21 protein-coding genes are annotated in these 26,336 nt (G+C 63.6%); 13 read left to right on the top strand and 8 right to left on the bottom strand.

The annotated features are described in order from the left end of the window. Positions 1-91 precede the first annotated feature (91 nt). Complete coding sequence (locus tag AB7Z56_RS05250) at positions 92-337, top strand: hypothetical protein (RefSeq protein WP_063980913.1); 246 nt, start codon at positions 92-94, stop codon at positions 335-337. A 357-nt stretch (positions 338-694) separates the two neighbouring features. Here the strand turns inward: AB7Z56_RS05250 and AB7Z56_RS05245 are convergent, their stop codons facing one another. Next, positions 695-835: a hypothetical protein gene (locus AB7Z56_RS05245; protein WP_245328534.1), complete on the bottom strand. Its 141-nt coding sequence runs from the start codon at positions 833-835 to the stop codon at positions 695-697. On the opposite strand from AB7Z56_RS05245, the gene AB7Z56_RS05240 reads away from it, so the two are divergent. Beyond that, complete coding sequence (locus AB7Z56_RS05240; RefSeq protein WP_245328533.1) at positions 834-1,523, top strand: helix-turn-helix domain-containing protein; 690 nt, start codon at positions 834-836, stop codon at positions 1,521-1,523. The two genes, AB7Z56_RS05245 and AB7Z56_RS05240, sit on opposite strands and share 2 nt — an antisense overlap. Here AB7Z56_RS05240 and AB7Z56_RS05235 read toward each other — a convergent pair. The 3 genes from AB7Z56_RS05235 to AB7Z56_RS05225 form a co-directional block, all read right to left on the bottom strand. Then, a complete protein-coding gene (locus AB7Z56_RS05235; RefSeq protein ID WP_063980911.1) occupies positions 1,520-2,527 on the bottom strand; it encodes a zinc-dependent alcohol dehydrogenase family protein in 1,008 nt (335 codons plus the stop codon). The two genes, AB7Z56_RS05240 and AB7Z56_RS05235, sit on opposite strands and share 4 nt — an antisense overlap. Positions 2,528-2,543: 16 nt before the next feature. Next, positions 2,544-4,157 carry an acyl-CoA synthetase gene (locus AB7Z56_RS05230; RefSeq protein ID WP_063980910.1) on the bottom strand — a complete coding sequence of 538 codons (1,614 nt, stop codon included), beginning with the start codon at positions 4,155-4,157 and terminating at the stop codon, positions 2,544-2,546. 68 nt (positions 4,158-4,225) lie between these two features. Then, entirely contained in the window at positions 4,226-4,993 is a 768-nt protein-coding gene (locus AB7Z56_RS05225) for a FadR/GntR family transcriptional regulator (protein ID WP_283017990.1), read from the bottom strand. A gap of 165 nt (positions 4,994-5,158) precedes the next feature. Here AB7Z56_RS05225 and AB7Z56_RS05220 point away from each other — a divergent pair, with 165 nt between their 5' ends. Continuing rightward, a complete protein-coding gene (locus AB7Z56_RS05220) occupies positions 5,159-6,364 on the top strand; it encodes an ABC transporter substrate-binding protein (protein WP_085403529.1) in 1,206 nt (401 codons plus the stop codon). A 42-nt stretch (positions 6,365-6,406) separates the two neighbouring features. Here AB7Z56_RS05220 and AB7Z56_RS05215 read toward each other — a convergent pair whose 3' ends face one another. Further along, positions 6,407-7,351, bottom strand: a complete 945-nt coding sequence (locus AB7Z56_RS05215) for a helix-turn-helix domain-containing protein (protein WP_063980908.1) — start codon at positions 7,349-7,351, stop codon at positions 6,407-6,409. Here AB7Z56_RS05215 and AB7Z56_RS05210 point away from each other — a divergent pair. The 6 genes from AB7Z56_RS05210 (at position 7,265) to AB7Z56_RS05185 (ending at position 16,372) form a co-directional block, all read left to right on the top strand. Then, positions 7,265-9,514, top strand: coding sequence for an AMP-binding protein (locus tag AB7Z56_RS05210; RefSeq protein WP_245328635.1), 2,250 nt, complete (start codon positions 7,265-7,267; stop codon positions 9,512-9,514). The genes AB7Z56_RS05215 and AB7Z56_RS05210 overlap by 87 nt on opposite strands. Before the next feature lie 40 nt (positions 9,515-9,554). Then, on the top strand, positions 9,555-10,526 hold the full coding sequence (locus AB7Z56_RS05205) for an ABC transporter permease (protein WP_014498319.1): 972 nt from the start codon (positions 9,555-9,557) through the stop codon (positions 10,524-10,526). 41 nt (positions 10,527-10,567) lie between these two features. Further along, positions 10,568-11,584: a sugar ABC transporter substrate-binding protein gene (locus AB7Z56_RS05200; protein ID WP_063980907.1), complete on the top strand. Its 1,017-nt coding sequence runs from the start codon at positions 10,568-10,570 to the stop codon at positions 11,582-11,584. Positions 11,585-11,661: 77 nt separating this feature from the next. Continuing rightward, positions 11,662-13,785, top strand: coding sequence for an ABC transporter permease subunit (locus tag AB7Z56_RS05195; RefSeq protein WP_063980906.1), 2,124 nt, complete (start codon positions 11,662-11,664; stop codon positions 13,783-13,785). Then, positions 13,782-14,879: a hypothetical protein gene (locus AB7Z56_RS05190; protein ID WP_063986071.1), complete on the top strand. Its 1,098-nt coding sequence runs from the start codon at positions 13,782-13,784 to the stop codon at positions 14,877-14,879. Before AB7Z56_RS05195 ends, AB7Z56_RS05190 begins: the two co-directional genes overlap by 4 nt. Further along, positions 14,876-16,372 (top strand): sugar ABC transporter ATP-binding protein, encoded by a 1,497-nt coding sequence (locus tag AB7Z56_RS05185; protein ID WP_283017989.1) that lies wholly within the window; start codon positions 14,876-14,878, stop codon positions 16,370-16,372. The genes AB7Z56_RS05190 and AB7Z56_RS05185 overlap by 4 nt, the downstream gene beginning before the upstream one ends. 10 nt (positions 16,373-16,382) lie before the next feature. Here AB7Z56_RS05185 and AB7Z56_RS05180 read toward each other — a convergent pair whose 3' ends face one another. The 3 genes from AB7Z56_RS05180 to AB7Z56_RS05170 form a co-directional block, all read right to left on the bottom strand. Next, on the bottom strand, positions 16,383-16,871 hold the full coding sequence (locus AB7Z56_RS05180; protein ID WP_283017988.1) for a DUF2059 domain-containing protein: 489 nt from the start codon (positions 16,869-16,871) through the stop codon (positions 16,383-16,385). Between the two features lie 41 nt (positions 16,872-16,912). Continuing rightward, positions 16,913-18,133, bottom strand: coding sequence for an OpgC domain-containing protein (locus tag AB7Z56_RS05175; protein WP_063980903.1), 1,221 nt, complete (start codon positions 18,131-18,133; stop codon positions 16,913-16,915). Positions 18,134-18,480: 347 nt separating this feature from the next. Further along, positions 18,481-21,537, bottom strand: coding sequence for an ATP-binding protein (locus AB7Z56_RS05170; protein WP_283017987.1), 3,057 nt, complete (start codon positions 21,535-21,537; stop codon positions 18,481-18,483). A 283-nt stretch (positions 21,538-21,820) separates the two neighbouring features. Between AB7Z56_RS05170 and AB7Z56_RS05165 the strand changes: the two genes are divergently transcribed. The 4 genes from AB7Z56_RS05165 to AB7Z56_RS05150 all read left to right on the top strand — a co-directional run bounded on the left by AB7Z56_RS05165 (position 21,821) and on the right by AB7Z56_RS05150 (position 26,272). Further along, positions 21,821-22,315 carry a hypothetical protein gene (locus AB7Z56_RS05165; RefSeq protein WP_028148879.1) on the top strand — a complete coding sequence of 165 codons (495 nt, stop codon included), beginning with the start codon at positions 21,821-21,823 and terminating at the stop codon, positions 22,313-22,315. Positions 22,316-22,556: 241 nt separating this feature from the next. Continuing rightward, complete coding sequence (locus AB7Z56_RS05160; protein ID WP_441256172.1) at positions 22,557-23,594, top strand: thermonuclease family protein; 1,038 nt, start codon at positions 22,557-22,559, stop codon at positions 23,592-23,594. Positions 23,595-23,950: 356 nt separating this feature from the next. Then, positions 23,951-25,483: a tyrosinase family protein gene (locus AB7Z56_RS05155; protein ID WP_247316142.1), complete on the top strand. Its 1,533-nt coding sequence runs from the start codon at positions 23,951-23,953 to the stop codon at positions 25,481-25,483. 9 nt (positions 25,484-25,492) lie between these two features. Continuing rightward, a complete protein-coding gene (locus tag AB7Z56_RS05150; protein ID WP_063980901.1) occupies positions 25,493-26,272 on the top strand; it encodes a DUF2182 domain-containing protein in 780 nt (259 codons plus the stop codon). Positions 26,273-26,336: the final 64 nt, after the last annotated feature.

Below are 26,336 nucleotides of genomic sequence, written 5' to 3'. Positions count from 1 at the left end.
TGACGCCGTGGCCCTCCCATCGCAAGTGCGGAGGAACCAACCCGGCTAGCACATGTTACTTTCCGGTCCGCCCCGGCGCCATTGGCCGGTCATGTCAGCCCGTCTTGTCAGCCCTGCTTGTGCAAGACCATTTGCGCCGGCAGTCGCTCAACGTCCCGATGGCATCGCGCTCCCCTCCCCGCCTCTGTCGGGCTATCTCGACTACACGTTCGGCTATGTCGCCGTGTTCGCGCTGGCGGCCATGTTCGGCGCCATCGCGATCGCCTGCGTGCTGATGATCCCCGCAAAGGCGATCGACGATCGACGATCGCGCCGCGCGCGGCTGCAAGGAGGATGATCCCGACAGCGCGCCGGATGCGTTCACCATGCTGCTCAAGCACCGGGCGCTGCTCGTGCTGGCGCTCGCGCTCGCGCTTTTTCATCTCGGCACACCGGGCTGCGGCACCAGGTCGCGGTCACAGCGCGTCATCGCGAGTGGCTTATCACGCAATCCGGCGCTTTTGCGGTTGCGGAGCACCGGCCCGACGATACAACCTGCCGTAAATCGCCAACTAACCTGCCCTTCCCGATCGATGATCCAGCCTCAACTCTCATTCGATGGCGACCCGAATGGCCAGGCCTATGAAAGATGGCGCGAGCAGTTTTGCCGCCAGGTCGCCGACGTCGATTTCGTTCCGATCGGGGAAGGACGTGTTCACCGGACCATTTCGCCGGCTATTCTTCCGCGCCTCCGACTCTCGGCCTCGTTCGGCACGCCGATGTCCTTCGTATCGCTGGGGACGAACGACGAATTGGTGATCACGATGTCGCCGAATTCGGCGCTGAGCGGGGCCATGGGACGACGTCCGCTGGAGGTCGCCGCCGGCGACGTCACGATCGGCGACCCCTCGATCAAGGGCGCCCATATCACCCAGACGACGCACGGCAACTTCCAGACCGCGCTACTGCCGCGCAAGGCGCTGCTGCGCGCGTGCCCGAATGCCGAGGACCTGATCGCGCAGTCGATCCCCGGCGCCAATCCGATCACCTCGATGTTCCTGCGATATTATGATCTCGCGCACACTTATGCCGACAAGCTCGCGCCCGCGGAGCTCGATGCGGTCTCGCAGCATTTGTTCGACCTCTCCGTGCTGATGATCGGAGCGCGCGGCGATGTCGCCGAGCAAGCTCGCATGCGCGGCCTTGCGGCGGCGCGTCTCGAAACCCTCAAATCCGACATCCTGGCCCAGCTCGACAACCCCGCGCTGTCGCTCACCGTCCTTTCAGCCGCGCACCGGATCAGCCCGCGCACGATTCAGTTGATGTTCGAGCAGGCCGGCATCACCTATAGCGGCTTCGTGCTGGAGCAGCGGCTGCTGCGCGCCGAGCGGCTGCTTCGAAATCCAAACCTGCGCGCGCGCAAGATCATCGAGATCGCGCACCTCGCCGGCTTTCACGACGTCTCCTACTTCCATCGCGCATTCCGCCGCCGCTTCGGACGGACGCCCGACGACGTCAGGAAGCTTTCTGGCGAGATGGGCTAAGGAAACTCAACCACGATCTTGCCGAAGTGACCGCCCTGCTGCATCAGCCGCAACGCGTCCGGCACGGCATCGAAGCCGAACGCACGGTCGATGACCGGCTTCATGCCATTGCGGCCGATCGCGGCCGTCATCCCCTCGAACATCCGACGGCTGCCGACTGACAAGCCGATGACGTGCAGGTTCTTGGAGAACAGGCTCGGTATCGCGATCTGCTGCGAGAAGCCGGTGAGCACGCCGATCACCAGAATGTTGCCACCGACCCTGATAGCCTCGAGCGACTGTGCAAAGGTATCCTTGCCGCCGACCTCGACGACGTGGTCGACGCCGACGCCGGTCCAGTCGGCCGCCGCCTTGCCCCATTCCGGCACCGTACGATAATTGATGGTGTGGTCGGCGCCGAGCGTTTTGGCACGTTCGAGCTTCTCGTCGCTCGACGACGTCACGATCACGCTCGCGCCGGCGAGCTTTGCGAATTGCAGCGCGAAGATCGAGACACCGCCGGTGCCCTGCACCAGCACGGTGTCACCAGGTTTCACCTTGGCCTCTTCGAACTGCGCGCGCCACGCCGTGAGGCCGGCGCAGGGCAGCGTCGCCGCTTCCAGGAATGAAAGGTGCGATGGAATGCGGCTGACGCCCTCGGCATCGAGCAGCATCACCTCCTGCAACACGCCCGGCCGCGTGCCGCCGAGCGCATAGCGGCGGCTGGTCGCCGATACCTTTCCGTCGATCCAGGACTGGAAGAACATCGGACAGACGCGATCGCCAACCGCGACGCGGGCAACGCCGTCGCCGACCGCGATGACTTCGCCGGCACCATCCGAGAACGGGATCAGCGGCAATCGTGAGACGCCGCCCTTGCCCTGCACCGTGAGCAGATCACGATAGTTGAGCGATGCCGCCTTCATCCGCACCGCGACCTGGCCGGGGCCAGGCGTGGGCTCGGGCAGATCGACCAGCTCCAGCCCCTCGATCGACCAGTCGCGCTCGACCTGCCAGACCTTCATGGCGACCGCTCCGTGCTTACGCCCCAAAATTCTTCTGGATCGCCTTGTCGAGCGTCTCGCCGCCGACGAAGCGTTGGCGCAATTCGCGCTTGAGCAGCTTGCCGCTCGGGTTCTTCGGCAGGCTGTCGACGAAGATGACGCGCTTGGGCACCTTGAAATGCGCCATCTGGCCGGCGCAGTGCTTGATGACGGCGTCCTCCTCCAGCGTCTCGCCGGTCTTGACCACGACGATCGCGGTCACCGCCTCGATCCAGCGCGGATCGGGCAGGCCAACCACGGCAACCTCGGAGACCGCAGGGATGCGGTAGACCATCTCCTCGACCTCGCGACTCGCGACATTCTCGCCACCGGTCTTGATCATGTCCTTGACGCGGTCGACCACAGTGATGTGGCCCTCGGCATCGACGGTGGCGAGATCGCCGGAGTGAAACCAGCCGCCGGTGAAGGCCGCCGCGGTCTTCACGGGGTCATTATAATAGCCGGAGAGAAGATGCGGCGAGCGGTGCACGATCTCCCCGACCTCGGCGACTTTCACGTCTTCCATCGCCGTGTTGACCACGCGCGTCTCGACGTTGAGCACGGGCTTGCCGGCCGAACCGGCCTTGCGCAGCTGGTCCTCGGGCCGCAGCACGGTCGCGAGTGGCGCGATCTCGGTCTGGCCGTAGAAATTCCAGAATTTGACATTGGGCAGGCGGCGCTGAAGTTCGAGCAGCACCTCCACCGGCATGATCGAGGCGCCATAATAGCCCTTCTGAAGCGTCGACAGATCGGTCTTGTCGAAGTTCGGCGAGCGCAGCATCGCGATCCAGATCGTCGGCGGCGCGAAGAAGGACGTGATCTTGTGCGCCTGGATCAGCGCCAGGATATTGTCGGCGGTCGGTTTGCCCGTGATCACGCCGGAGGCACCGAGATAGATCTGCGGCCCCAGGAAGACGTCGAGCTGGGCGCAGTGATAGAGCGGCAGCGCGTGCAGGAACTTGTCGTCCGCGCTCATGCCGCCGTCGATGATGCAGCTCACGTACTGCCACATCACGGCTTCATGGGTCAGCATCGCGCCCTTGGGCAGCGATTCCGTGCCGCTGGTGTAGACGATCTGTGCGAGATCGCGGCTGTCGACGGAGGCCTCCAGGAACGACCCGTCGGGGCTGAGGAGATCGTCGAAATTGGTGAGGCCCGCGGGCGCGGATGCCGGATCCTCGCCCGGCAGCCAGATCATCTTCTCGACCTCGCAATCCCTGGCGCTTGCGGCCTTTGCCGGCTCGACGAAATCGGGGCCGGTCGCAAGCAGCTTCGCGCCGGAGCTTTTCAGGATGAAATTGATCTCATCCGGGTTGAGCATGAAATTGATCGGCACCAGCACCGCACCGATCCGCGCCAGCGCGAAGCGCAACGCCGCAAACGCGTGCGAATTGCGTGAGAGCACGGCAACGCGATCGCCCTTGCTGACGCCGAGACCGAGCAGGCCGCGTCCGAGCCGGTTGCAGATCGCGTCCATCTCGGCAAACGTCCAGCTGACATGGCCGCAGCTCACTGCGAGCTTGTTCGGCTCGCGGACTGCCGAGCGGCGCAAGAGATCGCCGATGGAATGCTCGCGCGCTTTCGAGATGGTAGCCGCGATGTCGCCGGTCATGTGTTCCTCCGTGTAACGTCTTTGTTTGTTGGATTTCTTGGCTGAAATCTTGCGTCTTCATCAGGCGCCTATCTGCGCCGGGCCGCCTGGGCGTGCTCCATGTACATGTGCTCGACCGACCGATCGAGCGAGGCGATTTTCTCGAAACCGCGCCGCCAGTCCTGCAAGTGCCGGCGCGTCCAGAGCACGCCCGCCTCGCGGTCGCGGCGGCGGATTGCGTCGATCAGATGGCGATGCGCGGCGACGAGGCGTGGGCCGCCTTCGGCAACGCCGGTCACGATCATCTCTGTGGTCGGATAGAACAGCTGCGCCGCCGGCTCGCGTGCGAGCTGGAGCACGCGGTTCTGCGAGGCCTTGGCGACCAGCACGTGGAATTCGGCATCGCATTCGGCAAGCGTGGCGGGATCGCCGACCACGGCCTCGCTGCGCACGAGATTGCCGGTGAGCTCGGCGAGGTTCTCTTCGGTCGCGCGCTCCACCGCGCCTTCGATGCTCGCCACCTCCAGCGTCATCGAGGCCTCGTAGAGCTCGCGGAACGTGACCTCGTGCAGCACCAGTGCGCGGCTGAGGCGGCTTGCGAGCTTGGTGTAGCGCGGCAGGCAGGCGTGCAGACGGCGCGAGGAATCGCGGCTGATCAAGCCGCCCTCCTCAAGCACGCGGATGCCTTCGCGAATGGTCGAGCGGTTGACACCGAACTGGCGCACCAGATCATGCTCGGTGCCGATGGGATCGCCGGGCTTGATGCGCCCATTGACGATCTCGCGCTCGATGGCGTCGGCGACTTTCTGATAGGCCGGCGCGACATCGATCGGACGGAAGAGCGGCGAAATCGGCACGGTAACCCCCAATGGCGTTTGTCCGACAAACTATAGGATCGCCCCGAAGACGCGTCAAACTGCGTCATTCATGCCGCAGATGCAGCAAATTGACTCCTTGGGAACCTCGCTCTAACTTTGTCGGACAAAGGGACAGAATAGTCCCGTACAAGAGGAAACGTATCCATGAGACCTATCGCAGCACTCGTGTCTGCGGCCGGCTTGCTGTCGGCTGCCCTGATCGTCCCCGCCTCCGCCCAGCAGACCCCGCTCAAGATCGGCGTGCTCTCCGACTTCTCCTCGGTCTATTCCGACATCGGCGGCCAGGGGAATGTCGAAGCCACCAAGATGGCGATCGAGGATTTTGGCGGCCAGATGTTCGGCAAGCCGATCGAGATGGTCGCAGCCGACGTGCTCAACAAGCCCGACGTCGCCTCCACCATCGCGCGAAAGTGGTGGGAGACCGAGGGCGTCGACATGATCATCGACCTGCCCACTTCCGCCACCGCGCTCGCGGTGATGGAGCTGTCGAAGCAGTACGAGAAGGTGATGATCGTGACCGATGCGGCAAGCTCCGACATCACCGGCAAATCCTGCTCGCCCTACACCGCGCACTGGACCTATGACACCTATTCCAACGCCCACACCGTCGGCAGCGCCATCGTCAAGAACGGCGGCGACAGCTGGTTCTTCCTCACCGCGGACTACGTGTTCGGTCATTCGATCGAGCGCGACACCGGCGATGTGGTGAAGGCAGCCGGCGGCAAGGTGCTCGGCAGCGTCAAGCATCCGCTCAACACGGCCGATTTCTCGTCCTTCCTGCTTCAGGCCCAGGCCTCCAAGGCCAAGATCATCGGGCTCGCCAACGGCGGCGGCGACACCATCAACGCGATCAAGCAGGCCGGCGAGTTCGGCATCGTCGCCGGCGGCCAGAACCTGGCTGCGATCGTGATGTTCATCTCCGACGTGCACAGCCTGGGGCTCAAGCTCGCGCAGGGCCTGATCATCACCGAGGCCTATTACTGGGACCTCAATGACAAGACCCGCGCCTTCGGCAAGCGTTTCCAGGAGCGCATCAAGCGCATGCCGACGATGAACCAGGCCGCGACCTACAGCGCCACGCTGCACTACCTCAAGGCCGTGCAGGCCGCCGGCACCAAGGACACCAAGACCGTGATGGCCAAGATGCGCGAGCTGCCGGTGAAGGATGCCTTCACCGACAACGGCATCCTGCGCGAGGACGGCCGCATGGTGCACAGCATGTTCCTGTTCCAGGTGAAGAAGCCCGAGGAATCCAAGGGCCCGTGGGACTATTACAAGCTGCTCGCCGAAGTGCCGGCCGACCAGGCGTTCCGGCCGCTGAAGGACGGCGGCTGCCCGCTGGTGAAGTAACGCTGACGACCGACCTGCATCGCCTCGCGCGGTGCAGGTCCTCTAGCGGCGCCGCAAATCCGATGGGCTGTGGCCGAACTTCCTGCGGAACGCCGTGCTGAAATAGGACGAGCTGCTGAAGCCCAGCTGATAGGCAACTTCGGTAATCGACAGCGACCGCAGTTCCGGCCGCGTCAGCACGTCGTAGCAGCGCTGCAGCCGGCGATCCAAAATCCATTCGGACACCGAGACATCGGTCAGCCGAAAGAGATAATGCAGATGCCTGAGCGAGACGCCATTGCTCTTCGCAATCTTCTCCAGCGACAGATCCGCATCAGTGAGGTGCGCCTCGATCCAGGCCTTGACCGAGCGCAGGCGGGCCTGCGCAGCGCTCGCATCCTCGGAGAATTCGTCGCGCTCGCCCATGTCGAGCGCGAGCGCCAGCACGTCCATCAGCTCACCGCCCAGTCGCGTTCTCGCGGTCTCGTCCAGCGGCGCGCCTTCCGCGGCGAGCGTCGCACAGAACTCGGCGGCAATCCGGCCAAGGCCGCGGCTCGTGGCCATCGTAGTGACGACCGGCAGCCGCCCCTCGCTGAAGCGCGCCGAGAATTCCGCGCGCGGAATCTCGAGATAGAGCGATCGCACCTTGCCGACGCATTCGAGATCATAGGCTTCGGAGGCCGAGAAGATCGCGCTCACGCCGGGATTCGACAGCAGGGTCTGGCCGGCCTGGAGCACGTTGACCCGGCCCTGCTGGACGAATTCGACATAGTAGCAATCCTTGTCGAGCTTCGCGATATGCCGCTCGCGGCGCGAGATGCGCTGCTCCGACAGCAGGACGTCGGTCATCGTCACCGCGCCGAACCGTGCCTCGCGGATGAAGCCGTGATAGTCGGACCGCTCCTCGGCATTCACGTCGACATGGACGTAGACGTCGCAGATCGCGCCTTGCCACGCGGCGTAGCGTTTGGACGGCTCCAGATCGTCTGTCGAAAACACCAGGTTCATCGTCCGCCCATCCGTTGCGCCGCCATGATGAACGTCGTTTGTGCATCGCACAAGCTGGCCACGCATCGAGATTCTAGAGGGCCGCCGCCTACACGCAAGACCGTTTGCGCGGAGAAGCAAAAGCTTTGCGCTCCGGAGCAAGCCGCGCTCCGGCATGTGGCCTATGAAGAACAAAAAGCAGTCCACAAAATAGGCGGGAAACGTTCGCTTGCGTCAGGTCCAGTCAACTGCTGCACAGCTTGCCGTGCCGCCCGAATGGCGATGCCCGTGAGCAGCGCCTTGTCATCGCAAGTCACAACCCGGTTCACGCAACCGGTCAAAACCATCGCCGATATCGAGGCGTTGGAGCAGCGGCCTTACGATTCGCTCATCCCTGCCCGCAATCTGCTCGATCTCTTCGAAGCCACGGCGCACCTGCATCCCGATCGGCCTGCACTGACGGTGCTGACCAAAGGCTCGCGCGAGCCGGGCGACGCGACGCTGACGCACCGGCAATTGCTTGCGGAGATCATCCGCGCGGCCAATCTGTTCCGGTCGCACGGGATCGGCGAGAGTGGCGGGACCGCCGCGTTCCTCTGTCCGATCCTGCCGCCACTGTTTCCCGCATTGCTCGGCGCCCAGGTCGCGGGCGTCGCCAGCTCGATCAACTATCTCCTGAACGAAGACGCAATCGCCGACCTGCTCGAGGCGCAGAACGCGACTGTGCTGGTGATCCCGGCCGAAGCGGCCGATCGCGCGATCTGGGCCAAGGCGGCCAACGTCGCGAAACGCGTCCCGTCGCTGAAGACCATTTTTGTGATGGGCGCGAACGGTCCGCTGCCTGGAGGATCTCTAAACTTCAATGAGACGGCCGCGAGCGCGCTCGGCACACTGGACTTCGCACCTTCGACCGATCGCAATGCGATCTGCGCCCTCTTCCACACCGGCGGGACCACCGGACGACCTAAGCTGGTTCGGCTGACACATGGCAACCAGATCCATGCGGCCTGGAGCTTTGCGCAGGTCCACGGACTGGATGAGCTGGACGCCGCCGTGAACGGTTTTCCGCTGTTTCACGTCGGCGGCACCATGACGCTCGGCCTGTCGATTCTCGCTGCCGGCGGTCATGTGATCATTCCCTCGCCGTACAGCCTCAGAAGTCCCGATGCGATTCGCGACTACTGGCACACGGTGGAGCGGTTTCGCGCGACCATCGTGAGCGGAGTGCCGACTTCGATTGCCGCTCTTGCCGAGGTGCCGATCGGGTCCTCCGATGTCAGCACCGTTCGCATGGCGCTCACCGGCGGGGCCGTGGCTCCCAAGGCTGTCAGCGACAGGTTTCAGGCGCGGACCGGGATTACCTTGTTCGAGACCTACGGGATGACAGAAACCGCGGCAGCGATCGCATTCAATCCCGGCCGTGGCACTCCTGTGCAAGGCAGCGTCGGCTTCAGGGCGCCGTTCGCAAAGACCAAAATCGTCGCTCTGGCCGATGCCGAACTGAAGACAGAGTGTCCGCCTCTCACCAGCGGTCTTGTCCTCGTGAGGGGACCGCAGGTGTTTCCCGGATACGTCGATCCCCAGCACGACAAGGGCGTTCTCACCGACGACCACTGGATCGTCACCGGCGACGTCGGCTATCTCACCCCGGATCAACGCCTCGTGCTGACGGGGCGCGAGAAGGACCTCATCGTACGAAGCGGTCACAACATCGACCCTGCCGCAATCGAGGACGTCGCGAACGCCTTCCCCGGTGTCCAGATGAGCTCGGCCGTCGGCATGCCCGACGCCTACGCGGGAGAGGTTCCAGTTCTCTTCGCGGTGCCCTCCCCCGGACAGACAATCGATCTGGCGCAATTGCGCGAGCATCTCGAACACAACGTCAATGAGCCTCCTGCGAGGCCGAAGCGCGTCGTCCTGCTTGAAGCTCTTCCGGTTACCGCCGTCGGGAAGATCTTCAAGCCCACGCTTCGCGATCTCGCCGTCCGGGAAAAGGTCAGGACCGAGATCGATCGCATCTTCGGCCCCGACACCGCGGCGGATATCGTCGTCGGGAAAGACGAGAAGCTCAACACAGTCGTCAGCATCTCGGTCCATTCCGGTGATCTGGATCGAACAAAGATGCTCGTCGAAAGCCTTGCAACGCTTCCACAAACCTATCGCATCGAGAACCGATCGTCCTGACGGTCGCGCAACAGCCGGGTCGAAGAAAGGCAAGACGGGGATGAAGCGCTTTCGTTTCAATCAGCAAGAGATCGTCTTCGCAGTCTTCGCGCTGCTGTTCCTTGTGTTTTCGATCTTCCTGCGCGGCTTTCTGACGCCGGACAACATGCTGACGCTGCTCCAGAACGTGGCAGTGCTCGGCATCCTCGGCCTTGCCATGGCAATCGTCGTGATCGGACGCGGCATCGACATCTCGCTGATCGCGGCCCTTGCGGTGCCGCCGGGACTGGTGCTCCAGATGGTGCAGAACGGTCATTCGCTACCGGCCTCGCTGCTGACCGCCGTCCTGCTCACGATTGCCTTTGGCCTCGTCAACGGCTGGCTGATCGCCTATGCCGAAGTCCCTTCGCTGTTTGCGACGCTGGCAACGGGCCTGTTGCTGGCCGGGCTCGGGCAGACCGCGCTGTTCCAGCTCGACGTCGTGCAATGGAGCCCGGGCATGGACGGCTTCGAGCGGCTCGGACAAGGCACCATTCTCGGCATTCCGACGTCGATCTGGATGTTCGCAATTGCCTGCATCGTGGTCGCGTTCCTGCTGCGCCAGACGCGCTGGGGCGCCTATATCTATGCGATCGGTGACAACCCCTATGCCGCGCGTGTCACCGGCATTCCCTCTCGCCCGATCATCGTCCTGCAATATGTGATCACCGCCCTGATCGGCTGCTTTGCCGGCCTCGTGATGGCGGCATCCGTCAACTCGATGCCGACCCGCATCTTCAACTCGACGCTCATCTATGACGTCATCCTGGTCGTCGTGCTTGGCGGCATCGGGCTATCAGGCGGCCGTGGCGGCGTGCTCAACGTCGTCATCGGCACGCTCGTTATCGGAACGATGCTCAACGGTATGACCATCATGGACATCTCCTACGCCGGGCAGAATCTCATCAAGGGCGTGGTGCTGCTGCTCGCCGTCATCACGGATTCCTTCCTGAATCCGCGCAACGAGGAAACGGCACAACAGGGCGACATCTGAGCGATCCAACAATAACGACAACCACAACCAAGGAGGAAGCAATGAAGCATTTCGGCAACCCGACAAAGGCAATTGTTGCCGCACTGGGTCTTGCGGCAATGACCGCGCCGGCCCTCGCCCAGCAGGGTCTGGATGAGCCGTTCCAGAAGCCGTTCAAGGAGGCGCTGGCCGGCAAGACCGTGGCCTATGTGCCGGTCGCCATGAACTTCGACCTCACGGAGGGCTGGTATGCCGGACTGAAGAAGGAGCTCGAGCCGTTCGGCGTCAAGTTCGTGATCCGCGACGCCAACTGGAATACCAACGCCGGCGCCCAGGCGGTCACCTCGCTGATCTCGGAGAAGCCGGCGGTGATGGTGGTTCATAATCCGGACGTGCAGACCTACGCCAAGCTGCTGCAGCGCGCCGAGAACGAAGGCATCTACGTCATCCAGATCAACATGGGCTCTGCCTATCGCAGCTCGGCCTTCGTCGGCGCCAATTGGGTCGAGATCGGCGAACGCCAAACCGAAGGCGTGGTCAAGGCCTGCGAGGGCAAGTCCAACAAGATCGCGATCATCCAGGGTGCGCTGTCGGCCGCCGCGAGCGCCTATACGCTGAAGGGCGTCGAGAACGTGCTCGCCAAGCATCCTGAAATCAAGGTGGTGTCGAGCCAGGCCGCCGATTGGGACGCCGCCAAGGCCAAGGCGATCACCCAAACGGTGCTGAAGCAGAATCCCGATCTCTGCGGCATCGTCGGCTTCTGGGATGGCATGGACATCGGCACGGCAGCGGCCGTCAAGGAGGCCGGCCTCACCGGCAAGGTGTTCGTGGCAACTTCGGGCGGCGGCGAGCGCAAGGGCGCGTGCGAACTGGTGAAGTCGGGCGCGTTCGATCTCAACATGAGCTACGACGTGCCGACCCAGGCCGCGCAGATGGCCGGCACCATCAAGTGGCTGCTGTCGTCGGGCGTCAAGCCCGGCTCCGTCAAGGGCTCGGAATACACGACGCTGATTCCGATCACCAAGGAGAACGCCGATAGCCAGATGGCCTGCTGGAATCTCAGCGACCTCAAGAAATAATTGTCGCGACGCAAGACCCTGGCGTCCCGGACGATCTCACGTCCGGGACGTAGTCTCGAAACTTGCAAGGTCCCGGAATGCCGATGCGCGACACTCTGACAAGCCTGCGTTACCGCTACTGGCCCGATCATCTCCTCGGTGAAATCCTGTCCAAGCGATGGACCGAGACAGCTATCCCGGTCATCCTCCTCCTGATCGTCGGCCTCGCGCTCAGCCGGTCCATCGACAATTTCCTGTCGCCGGCGAGCCTTGCCGACACCGCGCGCCAGGCTGGAGAGATCGGCTTCATTGCGCTCGGGCTGGCGCTGGTGGTCATCGTCGGCGGCATCGACCTCTCCGTCGGTTCGATCTTCGCGCTGACCGATTTCTGTGCCCTCTATCTTCTCGACGTCCTGGGCTGGCCGGTCCCGGCGGTGGTGGCGGCCACCCTGCTTTCCGGTGCGCTGCTCGGCGCCGTCAACGGCATCCTGATCGGATATTTGCGACTGCGGGCCTTCATCACCACGCTGATCACCCTGATCATCTACCGCTCGGCCTACGATCTCCTGATCCAGCGTTACTCCAACGCGATCGCGTCGGCCTTCCCCGACATTCCGTCCTGGGATTTCATCGGCAGCGGCAGCATCTTCGGCATTCCGACCGTGGCGCTCGTCTATATCGTCATCGCCATCTTCGGCCATATCTTCATGACCCGGCTGCGCCCGGGCTGGCACATCACCGCGATCGGCGGCTCGCGTCGTTCAGCTTACAATTCCGGCATTCCCGTCCGCCGCACCATCGCGCTTTGCTACGTCGCAAGCGGCGTGCTGACCAGCATTGGCGCGCTGTTCTTCGCGTCCCGGCTTGGCACCGTCGGCGGCGACATCGGCGTTGGCCTGGAGGTGATCGTGCTGACCGCGACAGTGCTCGGCGGCATCACGCTCGGCGGCGGCAAGGGCTCGGTCGCCAAATCGGCGGTCGGGGTGCTGATCGTGCTCCTGATCACCAATGGTCTGACCACCATGAACGCGCGCGGTGGCGTCAACCGGATGGCGCTTGCCGGCATCCTGCTCGTTGCTGCCATGGTCGACATCCGCTGGCAGAAGAACCGAACCCGCATCATCAGCAAGGTCTACGTGGCCCCCACCTATCACGCGCTGCCGCCACCGCCGCCGACCGAGATCGGGCAAGGCGGCCCGTTCGAGCAGAACGACAAGCTGCGCAATGTCGAGTCGATCGGCCTCGGCCGCATCGAGGCGCCGGAGGACGTCATCCTCGACCGCCACGACAATCTCTATGCGGGTTCGCGCCACGGCGACATCATGCGCTTCCTCGCGCCCGACTATCAGAAGATGGAGGTGTTCGCCCATATCGGCGGCCAACCACTCGGCATGGCCTTCGACCGCGAGGACAATCTCTACGTCTGCATCGGCGGCATGGGGCTCTATCGCATCAAGCCTGACGGCACGGTGGAAAAGGCGACCGACGAGACCAATCGCAGCATGCGTTCGGTCAATGACGACAGCCGCCTGCGGCTCGCCGACGATCTCGACATCACCGACGACGGCCTGATCTTCTTCTCGGAAGCCACCGTGCGCTACGAGATGGACGAATGGCCGATCGACGGTCTCGAAGCGCGCGGCAACGGCCGCATCATCTCTTATGACACCAAGACCGGCGTGACGCGCACGGAGCTGCGCGGCCTCAAATTCCCCAACGGCATCTGCGTCGCCAGCGACGGCCAGTCGATCCTGTTCGCCGAAACCTTCGGCTGCTCGATCAAGCGCTATTGGTTCGCAGGGTCAAAGAAGGGCAAGGTCGAGGTCGTCATGGACAATCTGCCGGGCTACCCCGATAACATCAACCTCGCCTCCGACGGCAATTACTGGCTGGCGCTGGTCGGCATGCGCAGCCCCTCGCTCGACCTCGCCTGGAAGATGCCCGGCTTCCGCCGCCGCATGGGCAAGCGCGTGCCGGTGGACGAATGGCTGTTCCCCAACATCAACACCGGCTGCGTGGTCAAGTTCAACGAGCAGGGCAAGATCGTCGAATCGTTCTGGGACCTGCGCGGCGAAAACCATCCGATGATCACCTCGATGCGCGAGCATCGCGGCTATCTCTATCTCGGCGGCATCCTCAACAACCGGATCGGCCGCTACAAGCTCGACAATGCCGATCCGAACTTCGTCCAGTACGACAAGCGATGGGGGAAGCAATCGTGATCGCGGCCGTCAGGGAGTTCGCCAACCGCTTTCTCGGGCGCGGCGACGCCACCATCACCGTACCGTCCTTCGACGGCGCATTGAAGCCCAACCAGAAGCTGGAATCCGCCGAAACCTTGCTGACATGCGAGGCGCCGGAGGATCTCGCCACCGACGGAAGCAACCTCTTCATCGCGGCGGGCCAGCGGCTGATGTCTCTGAATGACGGCACGGCATCGGAGGTCCGCAACTTCGAGCGGCCGATCTCGGCATTGTGTGCCCTCCCCGGCGGCGGCCTTGCGGTTGCGCTCGGGGGACGCGAGGTGCGGCTCTACGCAAGCCCCTCGGCCGAGCAGCCAAGCGTGACGTTTGCAGATAGCGCGTTCAATGCCGTCAACGCACTGACGCTCGCGAGCGACAACACGCTGATCGCGACGGACGGCTCGGCGACATGCGGCGTCGATGACTGGGCACGCGATTTGATGGAGCTCAATCGGAGCGGCCGGGTGTTCAGGCTCGATCCCGGCAGCAGGAGCGTGACGCCCCTCGCGCAAGGGCTGGGCCACGCCTTCGGCGCCTGCGCGTATGGCAATGGCGTGCTGGTCAGCGAGAGTTGGCGCCACCGCCTCGTCCTTGTGGCACCGGGCACATCGCCGCGAACCGTCCTTGCTCACTTGCCCGTCTATCCGTCGCGGCTGTCGAAGGCGGCGGGCGGCGGCTACTGGCTCACCGCCTTCACCGCGCGCACCCAGCTGATCGAGTTCGTGCTGCGCGAACCAGCCTACCGTAAGCGAATGATGGCCGAGATCGATCCGGCGTATTGGGTTGCGCCGCGCCTGCGCTCGGGCTTCTCGTTCAAGGAGCCGATGCAGGGTGCACACATCAAGACCATGGGCGTGATCAAGCCGTGGGCGCCGCCGCGCTCCTATGGCCTCGTCATCCGACTCGATGCAGATGGCCAGCCGCTCTATTCGCTGCACAGCCGGGTCGACGGCGCCAATCACGGTATCGTTGCGGCGATCGAGATGGGCGGCGATCTCGTCCTGATCGCCAAGGGACCGGGCCGCGTGCTGCGACTGCCGCTGTCCGGTCTTGCCGAGGAGTTCCGCTCATGAGCGACATCGCACTCTCGCTGCGCAAGGCCACAAAACTTTACGCCGGCGTGCCCGCCATCGACGGGGTCGACTTCGACCTCCGCCGCGGCGAGATCCACGCGCTGGTCGGCGAGAACGGCGCCGGCAAATCGACACTGACCAAGGTGATGGCCGGCGTGGTGACGCTGACGTCAGGGACCATGACGGTCGACGGCGCCGACGTCGCACCACGGACACCGCTGGAGGCGCGCAATCTCGGCATCGCCATGGTGTTCCAGGAAAACAGCCTGGTACCGACCATGACGGTCGCGCAGAATCTGTTTCTCGGGCAGGAGAAATTCTATAACCGCCTGCGCGGCATCTACATCGCTGCGCAGCAGTTCCTGCAATCGCTCAATTTCGACGTCACGCCGACCGCCACCGTCGGCGGCCTCGGCGCCGCCAAGAAGCAGATGGTGGAGATCGCGCGCGCGGTTTTGCACCGCGCCAAAGTCATCATCTTCGACGAGCCGACGGCGTCGCTGACGCCGGAAGAGAAGAAATACTTCTTTGACCTCGTCCGCGATCTCAAGAAGCGCGGGGTCTCGATCGTCTTCATCTCGCACGCCCTGGAAGAAGCCTTGTTGCTCGCCGACCGCATCACGGTTCTGCGCGACGGCAAGCACGTCGTCACCGACGATGCCACCAACTTCGACCGCGCGGCGATCGTGCAGGCCATGGTCGGGCGCGACCTCTCCAACACGCTCTACGGTGCGCGAAAGAGCAGCGTGCGGCCGCCCGGCGCGCGCGTGCTCACCGTGCAGAACCTGAAGATGGCACCGATGGTGAAGAACAATTCGCTGTCGGTGTTCGCGGGACAGATCACCGGCGTGTTCGGCCTCGTCGGGGCCGGCCGCACCGAAACGTTCAAGATCGTCTCCGGCGTGCTGAAGCGCGACTTCTTCCATGGCGGCGAGATCCTGCTGCACGACAAGCCGGTGCGCTACCGGGTGCCGGCGCCGGCGGTGCAGGCCGGCATCGCCTATGTGACTGAAGACCGCAAGGTCGAAGGCTTCTTCGAGACGTCCTCGATCGCACGCAACATCTATCTCGGCCTTCTGTCGAAATTTCCCAAGGGCCGCATGATGCTGTCGCGGCGAGAGAACGAGGCGATCGGCAGGACCTGGATCGAACGGCTCAAGGTTCGCGCGATCGGCAACGACGGCAAGGTGGTCGAGCTTTCCGGCGGCAATCAGCAGAAGGTCGTGATCGCCAAATCGCTGGTTCAGGAGCCCGATCTGATCATCTTCGACGAACCCACGCGCGGCGTCGACGTCGGCGCCATCGTCGAGATCCACGAGTTGATCAACCAGCTCGCCGACGAGGGCAAGGCGGTCGTGGTCATCTCATCCTACCTGCCCGAGATCATGGCGCTCTCCGACCGCATCCTGGTCTCGCGCCAGGGCAAGGTCGTGGAGGAATTCTCCGCATTGGAGGCGACGGAGGAGAGGATCATGTACGCCGCGATTCACTGAGCATGACGGTCTACGGCTTGTGCGCTTTCTGGCGCAGCGCCTCGATGAGGCGTAGCTTTAGTTCATCTGCGGCCTTCTGGTTGACGTCCTGGCCGATCTGCGCGCTCGCCTGCGCCAGCGCATCGGACTTTTCCATAAACTTCCGGCCAGCAGGCTGGGCATAGAACGCTTCGATCTGGCGCAGCTCGTCGACGGTGAAGTTTTGGGCATAGAGCGCGGCGATCTGGTCGATCATCGAGGCAAAGAACGGCGCGTAGATGTCGGAGCCCGGCGCCGTCATTGCGTCATAATCGCGCTCGATCTCAGGCCGGTCCTGTGCGACCACGGGTCTCAGCTTGAGCAGGAGCTGCGGGAGCGCCGCGCGATACTGATCTGCGATCTTCAGCGTGGCGACGAGTTTTCGTGCAGCATCCATCGCCTCGGGCGACGGCCCTTGCGCCGACGCGTTGCAGACGAGGAGCAGGAGGGCGCCGGCAATCGTCAACAAAAATCTCGACATGCATCTCTCCCGAAAAATCGTCCCGGCGACGCGATGTGCTCTCAGCGGCGAGCCGGAGCCGCGCCGATGATCGTTACCGGCGCGCCTTCGGCGGCGGCCTCCCGCTCGTCGTCGACATCCGTCACCTTGACGAAGAGGCTCGGCACCCGCTCGGCGCGGTCGAGCAGCCACGCCGCCCCGAACATGATGACGAAGCCGGCGAACGAGACGGCGAGTTGCTCCCAGACGCCCCTGGTGAATTGCATCAGGATCCAATGCGCCGAGAACGACAGGAACACGCTGAGGCAAAAGATCGGTAGCGAATGCTGGCCGCAGAGGATGACCGGGTGCACCCATTTCGAATGCAACGCCTTCCAGTGGCGCGGGATAAAATAGATCACCCAGACCGCCAGCGCCAGAAAGTGCGTGAAGCGCAGCATGTCGAGGTCGGTCTTGTCGATCGGGTAGATCGCCTTGATCATCCATTTCGGGATCAGCGCCTCGAGCGCAGGGATGTGCCAGGTCATCACGATCAGGAGCGCGAAGGCGAGCCAGGCCGCCGCCAGCGTCATCGCCGCCTTCGACCACACCCATGTTGCGATCTTGTCGATCTGGCCGACGCCACACCAGGCGGCGAACACGAACATCAGCTGCCAGCAGAACGGGTTGAAGTACCAGGTCGTGCCCGGCGGATAGGAGGCGATGTTCCAGTCGAACCGGCGCGCCAACACATACAACACCACGGAGGCAGCCAGCGTCAGGTTCGGCCGGCGCACCAGGCCCCACACGATGAAGGGCGCGGCGAGCACCAGCGTGATGTAGAGCGGCAGCACGTCGAGATTGACCGGCTTGTAGCGCAGCGAGAGCGCCTGACCTATCAGGATGTCCGGATGGTCGAGAAAATTGTGAACGTTGAACTCGTCTGCATACATCGGGTTGTCGAACCTCCTGACCGTGCGCGCGATCTGCGCCGTGAACAACAGGAACAGCATGATGTGGGCAACGTACATCTCGCCCGCGCGCCGCCACAGCCGCTTCAGCGCGGCGAGAAACCAGCCGCCGGCGACGATCGGCCCGTAGATCCAGCCGACCAGATAGCCGGAGATGAAGACGAAGAACTCGGCGGCGTCACTGAAGCCGTAGTTGCGCAAGGTCAGCCAGGCCACGACGTCGTGCGGGATGTGATCGAGGAAGATCATCCACAACCCGACGCCGCGGAAGAGATCGAGCCGCAAATCGCGCTCGACCGGCGCCAACAAAGCTGACTGGTCCCGTGTGCTCATGGCCCCGCCTCGTCCGGTGGGCGTCGCGCCGTCGCGGCGCCGAAAGATCGGATGCTAAAAAATGTAAATCAAAAGTCACCTGGCCCTGCGGCTAGTGCCGACGGTAGCCGACCTTGGCGTCCGTGCAAGGGGCTTCGTCATCGGGGCGCACAGACCGCGTCCGGCAAGTCATGAGACCTTGAACGGCGCCGGCTGGAGGTGGTGGTCCTCCCTGTAAAATGTCGAAAACAACCCCATGCACAGTAGAGACGGTCTCTTAAGTCCTTGCTTTGCCTGCGAAACTCAAACGGCCCGTCGGGCAAAAAATCAGCCCGGCGGTACGATCGCACGCCAGGGAGGGAGCAGGGTCAGGTCAGCTCGCCGCCCCGGGCAAGCATCTCGGTCAGCATCGCCTCGGCCTTGTGCTGGAGCGGCAGCGCGCCGCTCTCGGAGGCGATCGCGATGGCCGCGCGCAAGGCGACGATGATCGCGGCCTTGTTCGCCGCATCCGTCGGCGGCGTCACCACGGCCTCGCCGAGCAGGGCCTCGGCCTCGAGGCCGGAAAACCCCTGCTGGCGAGCGGTGTTGCGCGCCTCGCGCAGCATGTTCTGCGCGGCCTGGACGTCGCCGAGGCGGAAGGTTGCGAGCGCAAGATAGATCGAGCTGCGCAGCACCGCCGAGGTATAGCCGACCGCCTTCGCCTCCTCGCGCGCCTCGGCCAGCATGCCGCGCGCCCGGTCGAACAGCCCCTGCTCCAGATAGGCGATGCCGAGATGACAGGCGAGCACCGGCACGAACAGCCGGATGCCGTGCTTCTGCGCCAGCACGAACCCGTCTTCGAGAATGGCAGCGGCCGCGGCCGGCTCGTTGCGGCCGAGCATCAGCCAGCCGCCGCTATAGGCGGCGGCGACGCGGTCGTAGGGACGGCCCGTCTCCTCCGCGATCGCGGCGGCTTGTTGCTGGAGCTGGCCGGCGGTGTCGAGTTCGCCCATGACGGTGTGCGTGAAGCTCTTCATCATGCAGCAGAGGAGGAGCGTGTATTTTGGGGGAGTTCCGAAGGGCGCGCTTGCGTCCGGCCCCATGAGATTAGCGCGGCCTTGCGCCAACGTCTGCTCCGCTTCGCGATATCGACCGGCGAGAAAATAGGCCTGTCCCAGATTGTATTGTGCAAGGTTGCGCCAACCCGGGTTGCCTGACTTCTCGGCGAGGCCAACGACCTCCTGGCCGAGCGCAACCGCTTCAGTTGGCGTTCCGTAGAAATTCTGTCCACCCGCCATGACGGTCATGGCGGCGACCTTTCTTCCGATGTCGTCAATTCCACTAGCCCGGCGTTCGGCCTCCTTTCCGAGATCGATCCACTCGGCAACCTGACCGGACCAGATGAATGCCATTCGCGCCTCCATCCGGAGGTCAATTGCATCTGCCTCCCGCGAGAGAGTCATCGGCATCTTGTCGAGCGAACTCATCGCGATCCCGAAATAGTCGACCGCATCGGCATACGCCGAGCGCACAAGACATTTCTGCGCGGCACCTCTCCCGTACCCGAACGCTTTCAGCCAATCCTTCGCGCGCATTGCGTGGTAGCAAAGCGTGTCAGGACCGTCGCTCCATGTCTCGTCGCTTTCGAAGGCCGCAAGTATTCGCCCATGTATATTTTCGCGCACCTTTTCGACCATCGACTCGTAGGTCACTTGGCGGACCATCTCGTGCTGGAACTCGATCGAGTCCTCAAGTTCACTATCGATCCTGACGAGGATCTCGGCTCGGTCGAGCGCTCCGAGGCAATCCTGGAGAATGTCTTCGGGCAGCGCGGCGACGTTCCGCAGCATCATCACGCTTGAGCGCGGCCCCAGCGCCGCCGCTATTTGGAGAACCGAGCGCTCCTGCCTCGAGACACGATCGAGCCGCGCCGCAATCACCCCCTGAATGCTGGTAGGGATGCCGAGCTCGTCAATAGGTCGAACGAGCGCAAGGTCACCCCACTGACCGCGAAGCGTGCCACTATCTTTCAGTCCACGGCAGACTTCCTCGAGAAATAGAGGAACGTTGGCAGTATGAGAAATGATCCGGTTCTTCAAATCGGTGTTCATCGCCGACGGTCCGAGCATATCGGCCAACATGGCCAATCCCGAATCGTCATCCAGAGGGCGCATTGCAATCACTTCCGCATGGCAGCGTGCGATCCACTCGGGCATGCCGTTCGGCCTGCTCGTGAGAAAAACTATCAGGTTGGGACTCTGTAACGACGCAATTGCAGCAACAACCGCATCGCTGGCTCGGTCGATCCAGTGCAGGTCCTCGATGAGAAGAACCGTACGCTGTTGAAAGGCCAGGCTTTGCACGATGGCGCAACTTGCATCGGAAATGGCACGCGCGCGCGCGTAAGGCTCCAGCTCACTCCAGCGATGATCCGCGACCGGAATATCCAATATGGAATCGATCGCGAGCTGATGGATTGCCGGCAACTCCTTTCGGATGTCGACCAGACTATCCGAATCTCTGGCGGCAACTTCGATGATCGAAAGTATGGTGCGCTTGAGCGCGCTGAACGGCACGCCCTGAAGGTTCGGACTACACTCGGCGTCAATCAGCCGCCAGCCATCGGCCTTGAGCTCCTGGGCGAACTCATGCGCGAGCCGCGATTTTCCGATGCCTGCATCGCCGATCAGCAGGACCGTCTGCCGGCTTGCACTGGACCTCTCAGCGGCACGTCCCAACAGGGCCCGCTCAGTCGTGCGATCGACAAACCGCGAAACGCTCCGCGCTCGTCGCACCCGCCAGCTTGAAAGGTCGCTCGCTCCGACGACACGGTAGACCGGCAGCGGCTCGTTGAAACCGCGCAGCACCTTGCGGCCCAAGGCTTCGAATCGGACATGTCCATCCGCGAGTTTCTGGCAGGCTTCCGACACGTAGATCTGATTGGCTTCGGCCGCGGCCTCCAGCCTCGCGGCAAGATGCTGAGCGGCTCCTCCGATCTCGTAGACCTTGGAAAACTCGCTGGCGACCATATAGGCGACGACGTGCCCCGAATGGAGGCCGACCCGAACCTGAAGTCCGGGATCGCCAAGACTGCCGACCCGCCGGACAAGCTCGATGGCCGCATGGCAGGCCAGCGGAGCATGGTTGTCGTCGGCGATCGGGGCACCAAAGACAGCGGCCAAGCCGTCCCCCAACTCCTTGCTGACGATGCCGCCAAACTGGCGTACCGCGCCCCTCATGGCCGCCAGCGCTGGCTCCAGGCGTGAGACGGCCTCCTCCGGCTCCAATTCGGCAACAAGCCCCGTGGAGTCGATGACGTCGGCTCGGAGAATTGTCACAAACCGCCGCTCGCTGTCGGGATCAGCACGCCGACGTACCGCCGCCCCACACTTGGAGCACCAGCTATCGTCCGAATCAATCGCCGACTGGCACGCGAAGCAATGCATTCCTGCGCCTTCAAGGATCGCGGCGTCGCTGTCGTCCAGCGCCCGCGAGCAACTCGTGGTAAGAATACCTATCAAGAACCGCTTAGCAATCGGACTTGCCCATCGCCGTTAGCGGAGCACGGTGCGGTTGGCGATCTGGACGAAACACAGTCCTGAGTGGTAGCCTATGCAATCCCAGCAAAGATGGGGCATATATTCGGCGAAGCCGGGGTGGCAAAACTAACCGGCGTCGCGGAGCTGTATGTATTTTCACAAAGCCAAGGACATATTGAGGGAAAAGACGATGGGGTCGAGAACTTACACCGGGGCTTCATTCAAAGATTTGATGAACGACAATTATTTCCCTCTGGAAAACATGCAGAGGAGCGTGGACATCCTCAAGGCGTCGCCGGACATCCACGTGCCGACCCTGGAGTACGGCCAGTACCATCTGATCCTGACGCCGGCGGACAAATGGCCGGACGGGAGCGCGGCGTACTGGCACAAGGAGAAGGGACGAGCTCGCGTCGACCTCACCACGCAGTTGAATACGGTCCCGCTGTCCAAGGACGAGCCCGGCGTGATCCCGCTGACGCGATGCGCGCTGCTCGATGCCTGCGTGCGGAAGTGCTTCAATTCCGAGCCGCCGATCCCGATGAAGACCAATATCATCACTCACGCGGCGAGCGACGCCTATGCCGACCGGCACGAGATCCGGCTGGAGTGGGAGTACGACAACGGTGAGGACCAGGCGCCGACGCTGCTCCACCTGACGATGGTCTGTCCGTACCGCCCCTGATTCCGAGCGGGAGCAGCAGCGCGGAGGCTTCCGCACCAATCGAAGATGGTCCGTCGTCGCCACAGCATGCGTTGCACGACGGACCAATCATGCCCCGCCCTCTCCGCTCGAAGGCCGCGTTGCATTGTCTCGCGGCCGCGCCCTGTCATGGACCTGTCGCACGAAAATGATCCGCTTCCGCCGTGCGCGTGCGAGTCGCCTGCTTGAAGCAGTCGCCGCGTTCGTTTGACAGGAGCGCCCGATGCCCGTTGGACTGCTAGAGGTCTTAGGCACCATCGATGTCGGCCAGTTCTGGCCGGAGGGCCGGTCGGACGCCGACACCACCAAGGTCGTGGTGAATGTCGCCCCAGACGCGATCCGCTTCCGCAACAACGACTCGGTGCCTTTCCAGCCGACCCACGTCTTCGAGGGCGCCAAGGTCAAGGGCCGGACCGCGACGGCGCCGATCAAGAACGGCAAGCTCACCATTCGCCTTCAGGGCATCGACGCGCCGGAGCTGCATTATCAGCCCTCGCCGCTCTCGGCCGCCGAGAAGAAGGGCCTGAGCGACGCCAAGCGGCAGGCCTATCACGAGGTCACACACCCCTACCGGCAGTTTCTTGGCGCGACGACGAGCAAGGCGCTGCATGACTTCCTCAGCAGCGCCGGCGAGCCCACGCTCGCCTGCCGGGTGTTCACCCATGTCGATGCGCCGAACGAGGTGTTCGACACCTATGGCCGGCTGGTCGGCGACATCGAGGTGACGGTCGCCGGCAAGACCATCGACATCAATCACTGGCTGGTCGAGCAGGGCTTTGCCTATCCAACCTTCTACTCTTCGATGAACGACGACGAGATCAAGGCCTTCCTCGCGCTCGCGAAGCCCGCACGCGCGCAGAAGCTGCCGGTCTGGAAGCATCTCGCCAAGACGATTCCCGCCTTCGACTTCGACCTGCGCGAACCCAGGAAGAACGAGACCGACGTGCTCGCGACCGACAAGGGCCCCGTGATCCTGCCGAAGCTCTATCGCCGCTACACCAACTGGTCGGCGCGCAAGAAGGCGAAGGTGACGAGCCAGACCTTCCAGAAATTCTTGGGCGAAGGCTCCGGCGGCAAGCCCGACACCTGCTACGAGATCGACGACTTCCTGACCAACGGCGTGCACTCGGCCACGCCGCGCAATTTTGCCGACTTCGTCGAGGGCGGCAAGACGATCAAGTTTCAGCCGGAGGGGCTGGTGTTCGGCGAGGCGCCGTCGAGTCTCGTGGGGGCGGACGGCAAGCCGATCACGACGTTCTGAGGATGCGCGCGCGGCCGACCGGGATCAACGGCGTTTTGTCGCAGATTGCTGCCGGCCGTGAGCTCGCACGTTCATGCGCCGCTATTCTCCTGTCGTTGCAGGCATTTCCGGCGGCCGAGCCTGGCCGATCAAGGACCGCTCGCGCTAACGGTTAGAATTCGCTACTACACAACCATAGATTTTTCGTCTATTTTCCTGGCCGCGGCGATTGCAGGGCGTCCTCGGTCGAAGTCCGAGTGACCCAAGATGCCGGCTCTCAAGGCGAGCTGGTGGATGAGAGGAAGATCAATCCGGCGGAGCCGCCTGCCCGTTCTCTCGGCCGGCCGGCGCCGCAGTCAAGCGACAAGGAGAACGGCATGCTGGTTCGACAGAACGTGTGGGAGCTTGGCGGCGACTGGGCGGATCCGATTCTCTGGTACGCGCGCGCGGTTGGCGCATTGAGGCCGAAGCCGCTCAACGATCGAACCAGCTGGCGCTTCTGGGCCGGCATGCACGGCTATCATCAGGGCCTGTGGGAGTTCTACGGCTACAAGGCGCCTGCCGAGCAAGTTCCTGCCCAGGCCGACTTCGACGAGTTCTGGCAGCAATGTCAGCACGGCAGCTGGTATTTTCTGCCATGGCACCGCGGCTATCTGATCGGGTTTGAGAAGCTCATTCGCTCGACCGTCGTGACGCTCGGTGGGCCGCCTGACTGGACCTTGCCTTACTGGAACTACTTCAAACCCGGTCAGGATGGCTTGCCGCCGGCATTCGGCAGCCCGGACTGGCCGGACGGCACCGGCAACAATCCCCTCTTCATTGAACAGCGGTGGGGACCCGGCGATCCCTCGCAGCCCGGCAAGGTCTTCGTCCCGCTCGACGCCGTGAACCTGGACGCGATGGACGTTCACGAGTTCACCGGTGTGGCAAGTGGCGGCGACCGCGGCTTCGGTGGCATCGACACCGGCTTCGAGCACGGCGGCACCAAGCATGGCGACATCGAAAGTCAACCGCACGACCAGGTTCACGGCCTTGTCGGCGGCGAGAAGATGTTCCCGGAGGCGAGCACGAGGCCATTGCCGGGACTGATGTCGTCACCGGTGACGGCCGGCCTGGATCCCATCTTCTGGCTGCACCACGCGAATATCGATCGGCTGTGGCAAAGCTGGAGGCAGAGCGATTCCCAGAACACGGATCCGGAAGAAGCCAGCTGGAAGAAGGGACCTGCCAGCCTCGGCCAGCATAAATTTGTCGTTCCTCTCCCCGACGGCTCGCCGTGGGAGTACACGCCGGAACAGATGTCGGACTTTGCCGGGGTGGGCTATACTTACAGCGATTTCTCGCCGGCAGGCGCGCCGTTGGCGGCCGTCGCCGGCAGGACAGCGACATCATCCGGAGCGGTCGCGATGGCGAGATCGACTGGAGCAACAGTTGAGGTGCTTGGCGCCAATGCCCAATCGCTTCCCGTCGCAGGGAAAGGTGCCGAGACCTCCGTGCAACTCGATGCGCGTACGCATACGAAAGTTGCCGCCAGGCTGGCTGCCGGCCCCGCGCCCGGGGCGCGCGCGGAGCAGGTCTTTCTCAATCTGGAGAATGTGCGCGGATATTCCGACGCCACCGTGCTGCAGGTCTATCTGCAGTTTGCGGGGAAGGACGGCGCGCCGTCCTTCGAGCGGCAGGTCGGGAGCATCGGGCTCTTCGGCATCACCAAGGCGACGGAGAGCGATACCGGGCACGCGGGAGACGGCTTGTCGTACGCGCTGAACATCACCAAGCCCTATTCGGAGTTCGCCGGTTCGGGCACTGCCGATCTCGCAAAGGTCGGCGTTCGTCTCCAGGCCGTCGCGCCGGTGCAGCAGTCGGCCGACGTGAGTGTCGGCCGCATCAGCATCGTCCGACAGGGCGATTGACGGCCGCTCATGACGCCCGCGGCCTACGAGCGTCTGCAAATCCGTATTCCGCTCACCGTCGCGGCAGCCGCCGCGTGGGCGGCCGTCGTGGCGTTGTCGGACCAGCGCAGGCTCGTCGCCTTCTGCAACAGCGATGTCTGGCCGGCACTGTCGCTCGATCAGCTCGCCCTTGCCATGACGTTCTATTCGCCGACAACACTCACCGGCGAATGGATGCTGATGGTAGCGGCGATGATGACGCCGATGCTCGCGGGCGCTCTTGGGCACGTGCGTGCGCGAAGCCTGCCGCGTCGACGCATGCGGTCGATGGCGCTCTTCATGATCGGATACTGGTCCATCTGGGCTGCCTGTGGCGTTCCCATCGTACTGGCCGTGCTGGCGCTGCAACTGATGCAATCATCATCGATCGTCACGATCGCATTGGCGGGATCGCTCGTCCTAGTCTGGCAATTCTCCCCCGTGAAACAGATCTGCCTGAACCACTGCCACGACCAGCCGCCGCTGGCGGCGTATGGGATCAGGGCCGACCTGGCTGCTCTCGGATATGGCGTCACCCAGGGTATCTGGTGTTGCGGAGCCTGCTGGGCGCTGATGCTCGTTCCGTTGGCGACGCAAGGCGGGCATTTGGCGGCGATGGCCGCGACCAGTGCATTCCTGATTGCCGAGCGCCTGGACAAACCGCGGCGCCCGGCGTGGGAGGTGCGATGGCCATCGACCGCTGCCAGGCTGCTATGGTTCAGGCTCGGCCTTTGGCGACGCACGGAGAGCGCCGGAGTGAAGGCAACCTGATCGGTGCCGACGGCACGCGCGACGACGCGATTCGCGCAGGCGACCGGGCAAACTTTGCCGGCGA

This window comes from Bradyrhizobium sp. 482_C4_N1_8, assembly GCF_052075965.1.
GTDB lineage: Bacteria > Pseudomonadota > Alphaproteobacteria > Rhizobiales > Xanthobacteraceae > Bradyrhizobium > Bradyrhizobium barranii.
This window is presented reverse-complemented; position numbering and strand designations above follow the sequence as displayed.

Excerpts from the sequence above, each read along its gene's own strand:
- AB7Z56_RS05250 (WP_063980913.1), top strand. The coding sequence starts at position 92 with ATGTCAGCCCGTCTTGTCAGCCCTGCTTGTGCAAGACCATTTGCGCCG.
- AB7Z56_RS05240 (WP_245328533.1), top strand. The coding sequence starts at position 834 with ATGGGACGACGTCCGCTGGAGGTCGCCGCCGGCGACGTCACGATCGGC.
- AB7Z56_RS05245 (WP_245328534.1), bottom strand. The coding sequence starts at position 835 with ATGGCCCCGCTCAGCGCCGAATTCGGCGACATCGTGATCACCAATTCG.
- AB7Z56_RS05235 (WP_063980911.1), bottom strand. The coding sequence starts at position 2,527 with ATGAAGGTCTGGCAGGTCGAGCGCGACTGGTCGATCGAGGGGCTGGAG.
- AB7Z56_RS05230 (WP_063980910.1), bottom strand. The coding sequence starts at position 4,157 with ATGACCGGCGACATCGCGGCTACCATCTCGAAAGCGCGCGAGCATTCC.
- AB7Z56_RS05220 (WP_085403529.1), top strand. The coding sequence starts at position 5,159 with ATGAGACCTATCGCAGCACTCGTGTCTGCGGCCGGCTTGCTGTCGGCT.
- AB7Z56_RS05210 (WP_245328635.1), top strand. The coding sequence starts at position 7,265 with ATGGACGTAGACGTCGCAGATCGCGCCTTGCCACGCGGCGTAGCGTTT.
- AB7Z56_RS05215 (WP_063980908.1), bottom strand. The coding sequence starts at position 7,351 with ATGAACCTGGTGTTTTCGACAGACGATCTGGAGCCGTCCAAACGCTAC.
- AB7Z56_RS05205 (WP_014498319.1), top strand. The coding sequence starts at position 9,555 with ATGAAGCGCTTTCGTTTCAATCAGCAAGAGATCGTCTTCGCAGTCTTC.
- AB7Z56_RS05200 (WP_063980907.1), top strand. The coding sequence starts at position 10,568 with ATGAAGCATTTCGGCAACCCGACAAAGGCAATTGTTGCCGCACTGGGT.
- AB7Z56_RS05195 (WP_063980906.1), top strand. The coding sequence starts at position 11,662 with ATGCCGATGCGCGACACTCTGACAAGCCTGCGTTACCGCTACTGGCCC.
- AB7Z56_RS05185 (WP_283017989.1), top strand. The coding sequence starts at position 14,876 with ATGAGCGACATCGCACTCTCGCTGCGCAAGGCCACAAAACTTTACGCC.
- AB7Z56_RS05180 (WP_283017988.1), bottom strand. The coding sequence starts at position 16,871 with ATGTCGAGATTTTTGTTGACGATTGCCGGCGCCCTCCTGCTCCTCGTC.
- AB7Z56_RS05175 (WP_063980903.1), bottom strand. The coding sequence starts at position 18,133 with ATGAGCACACGGGACCAGTCAGCTTTGTTGGCGCCGGTCGAGCGCGAT.
- AB7Z56_RS05170 (WP_283017987.1), bottom strand. The coding sequence starts at position 21,537 with ATGCATTGCTTCGCGTGCCAGTCGGCGATTGATTCGGACGATAGCTGG.
- AB7Z56_RS05165 (WP_028148879.1), top strand. The coding sequence starts at position 21,821 with ATGGGGTCGAGAACTTACACCGGGGCTTCATTCAAAGATTTGATGAAC.
- AB7Z56_RS05160 (WP_441256172.1), top strand. The coding sequence starts at position 22,557 with ATGCCCGTTGGACTGCTAGAGGTCTTAGGCACCATCGATGTCGGCCAG.
- AB7Z56_RS05155 (WP_247316142.1), top strand. The coding sequence starts at position 23,951 with ATGCTGGTTCGACAGAACGTGTGGGAGCTTGGCGGCGACTGGGCGGAT.
- AB7Z56_RS05150 (WP_063980901.1), top strand. The coding sequence starts at position 25,493 with ATGACGCCCGCGGCCTACGAGCGTCTGCAAATCCGTATTCCGCTCACC.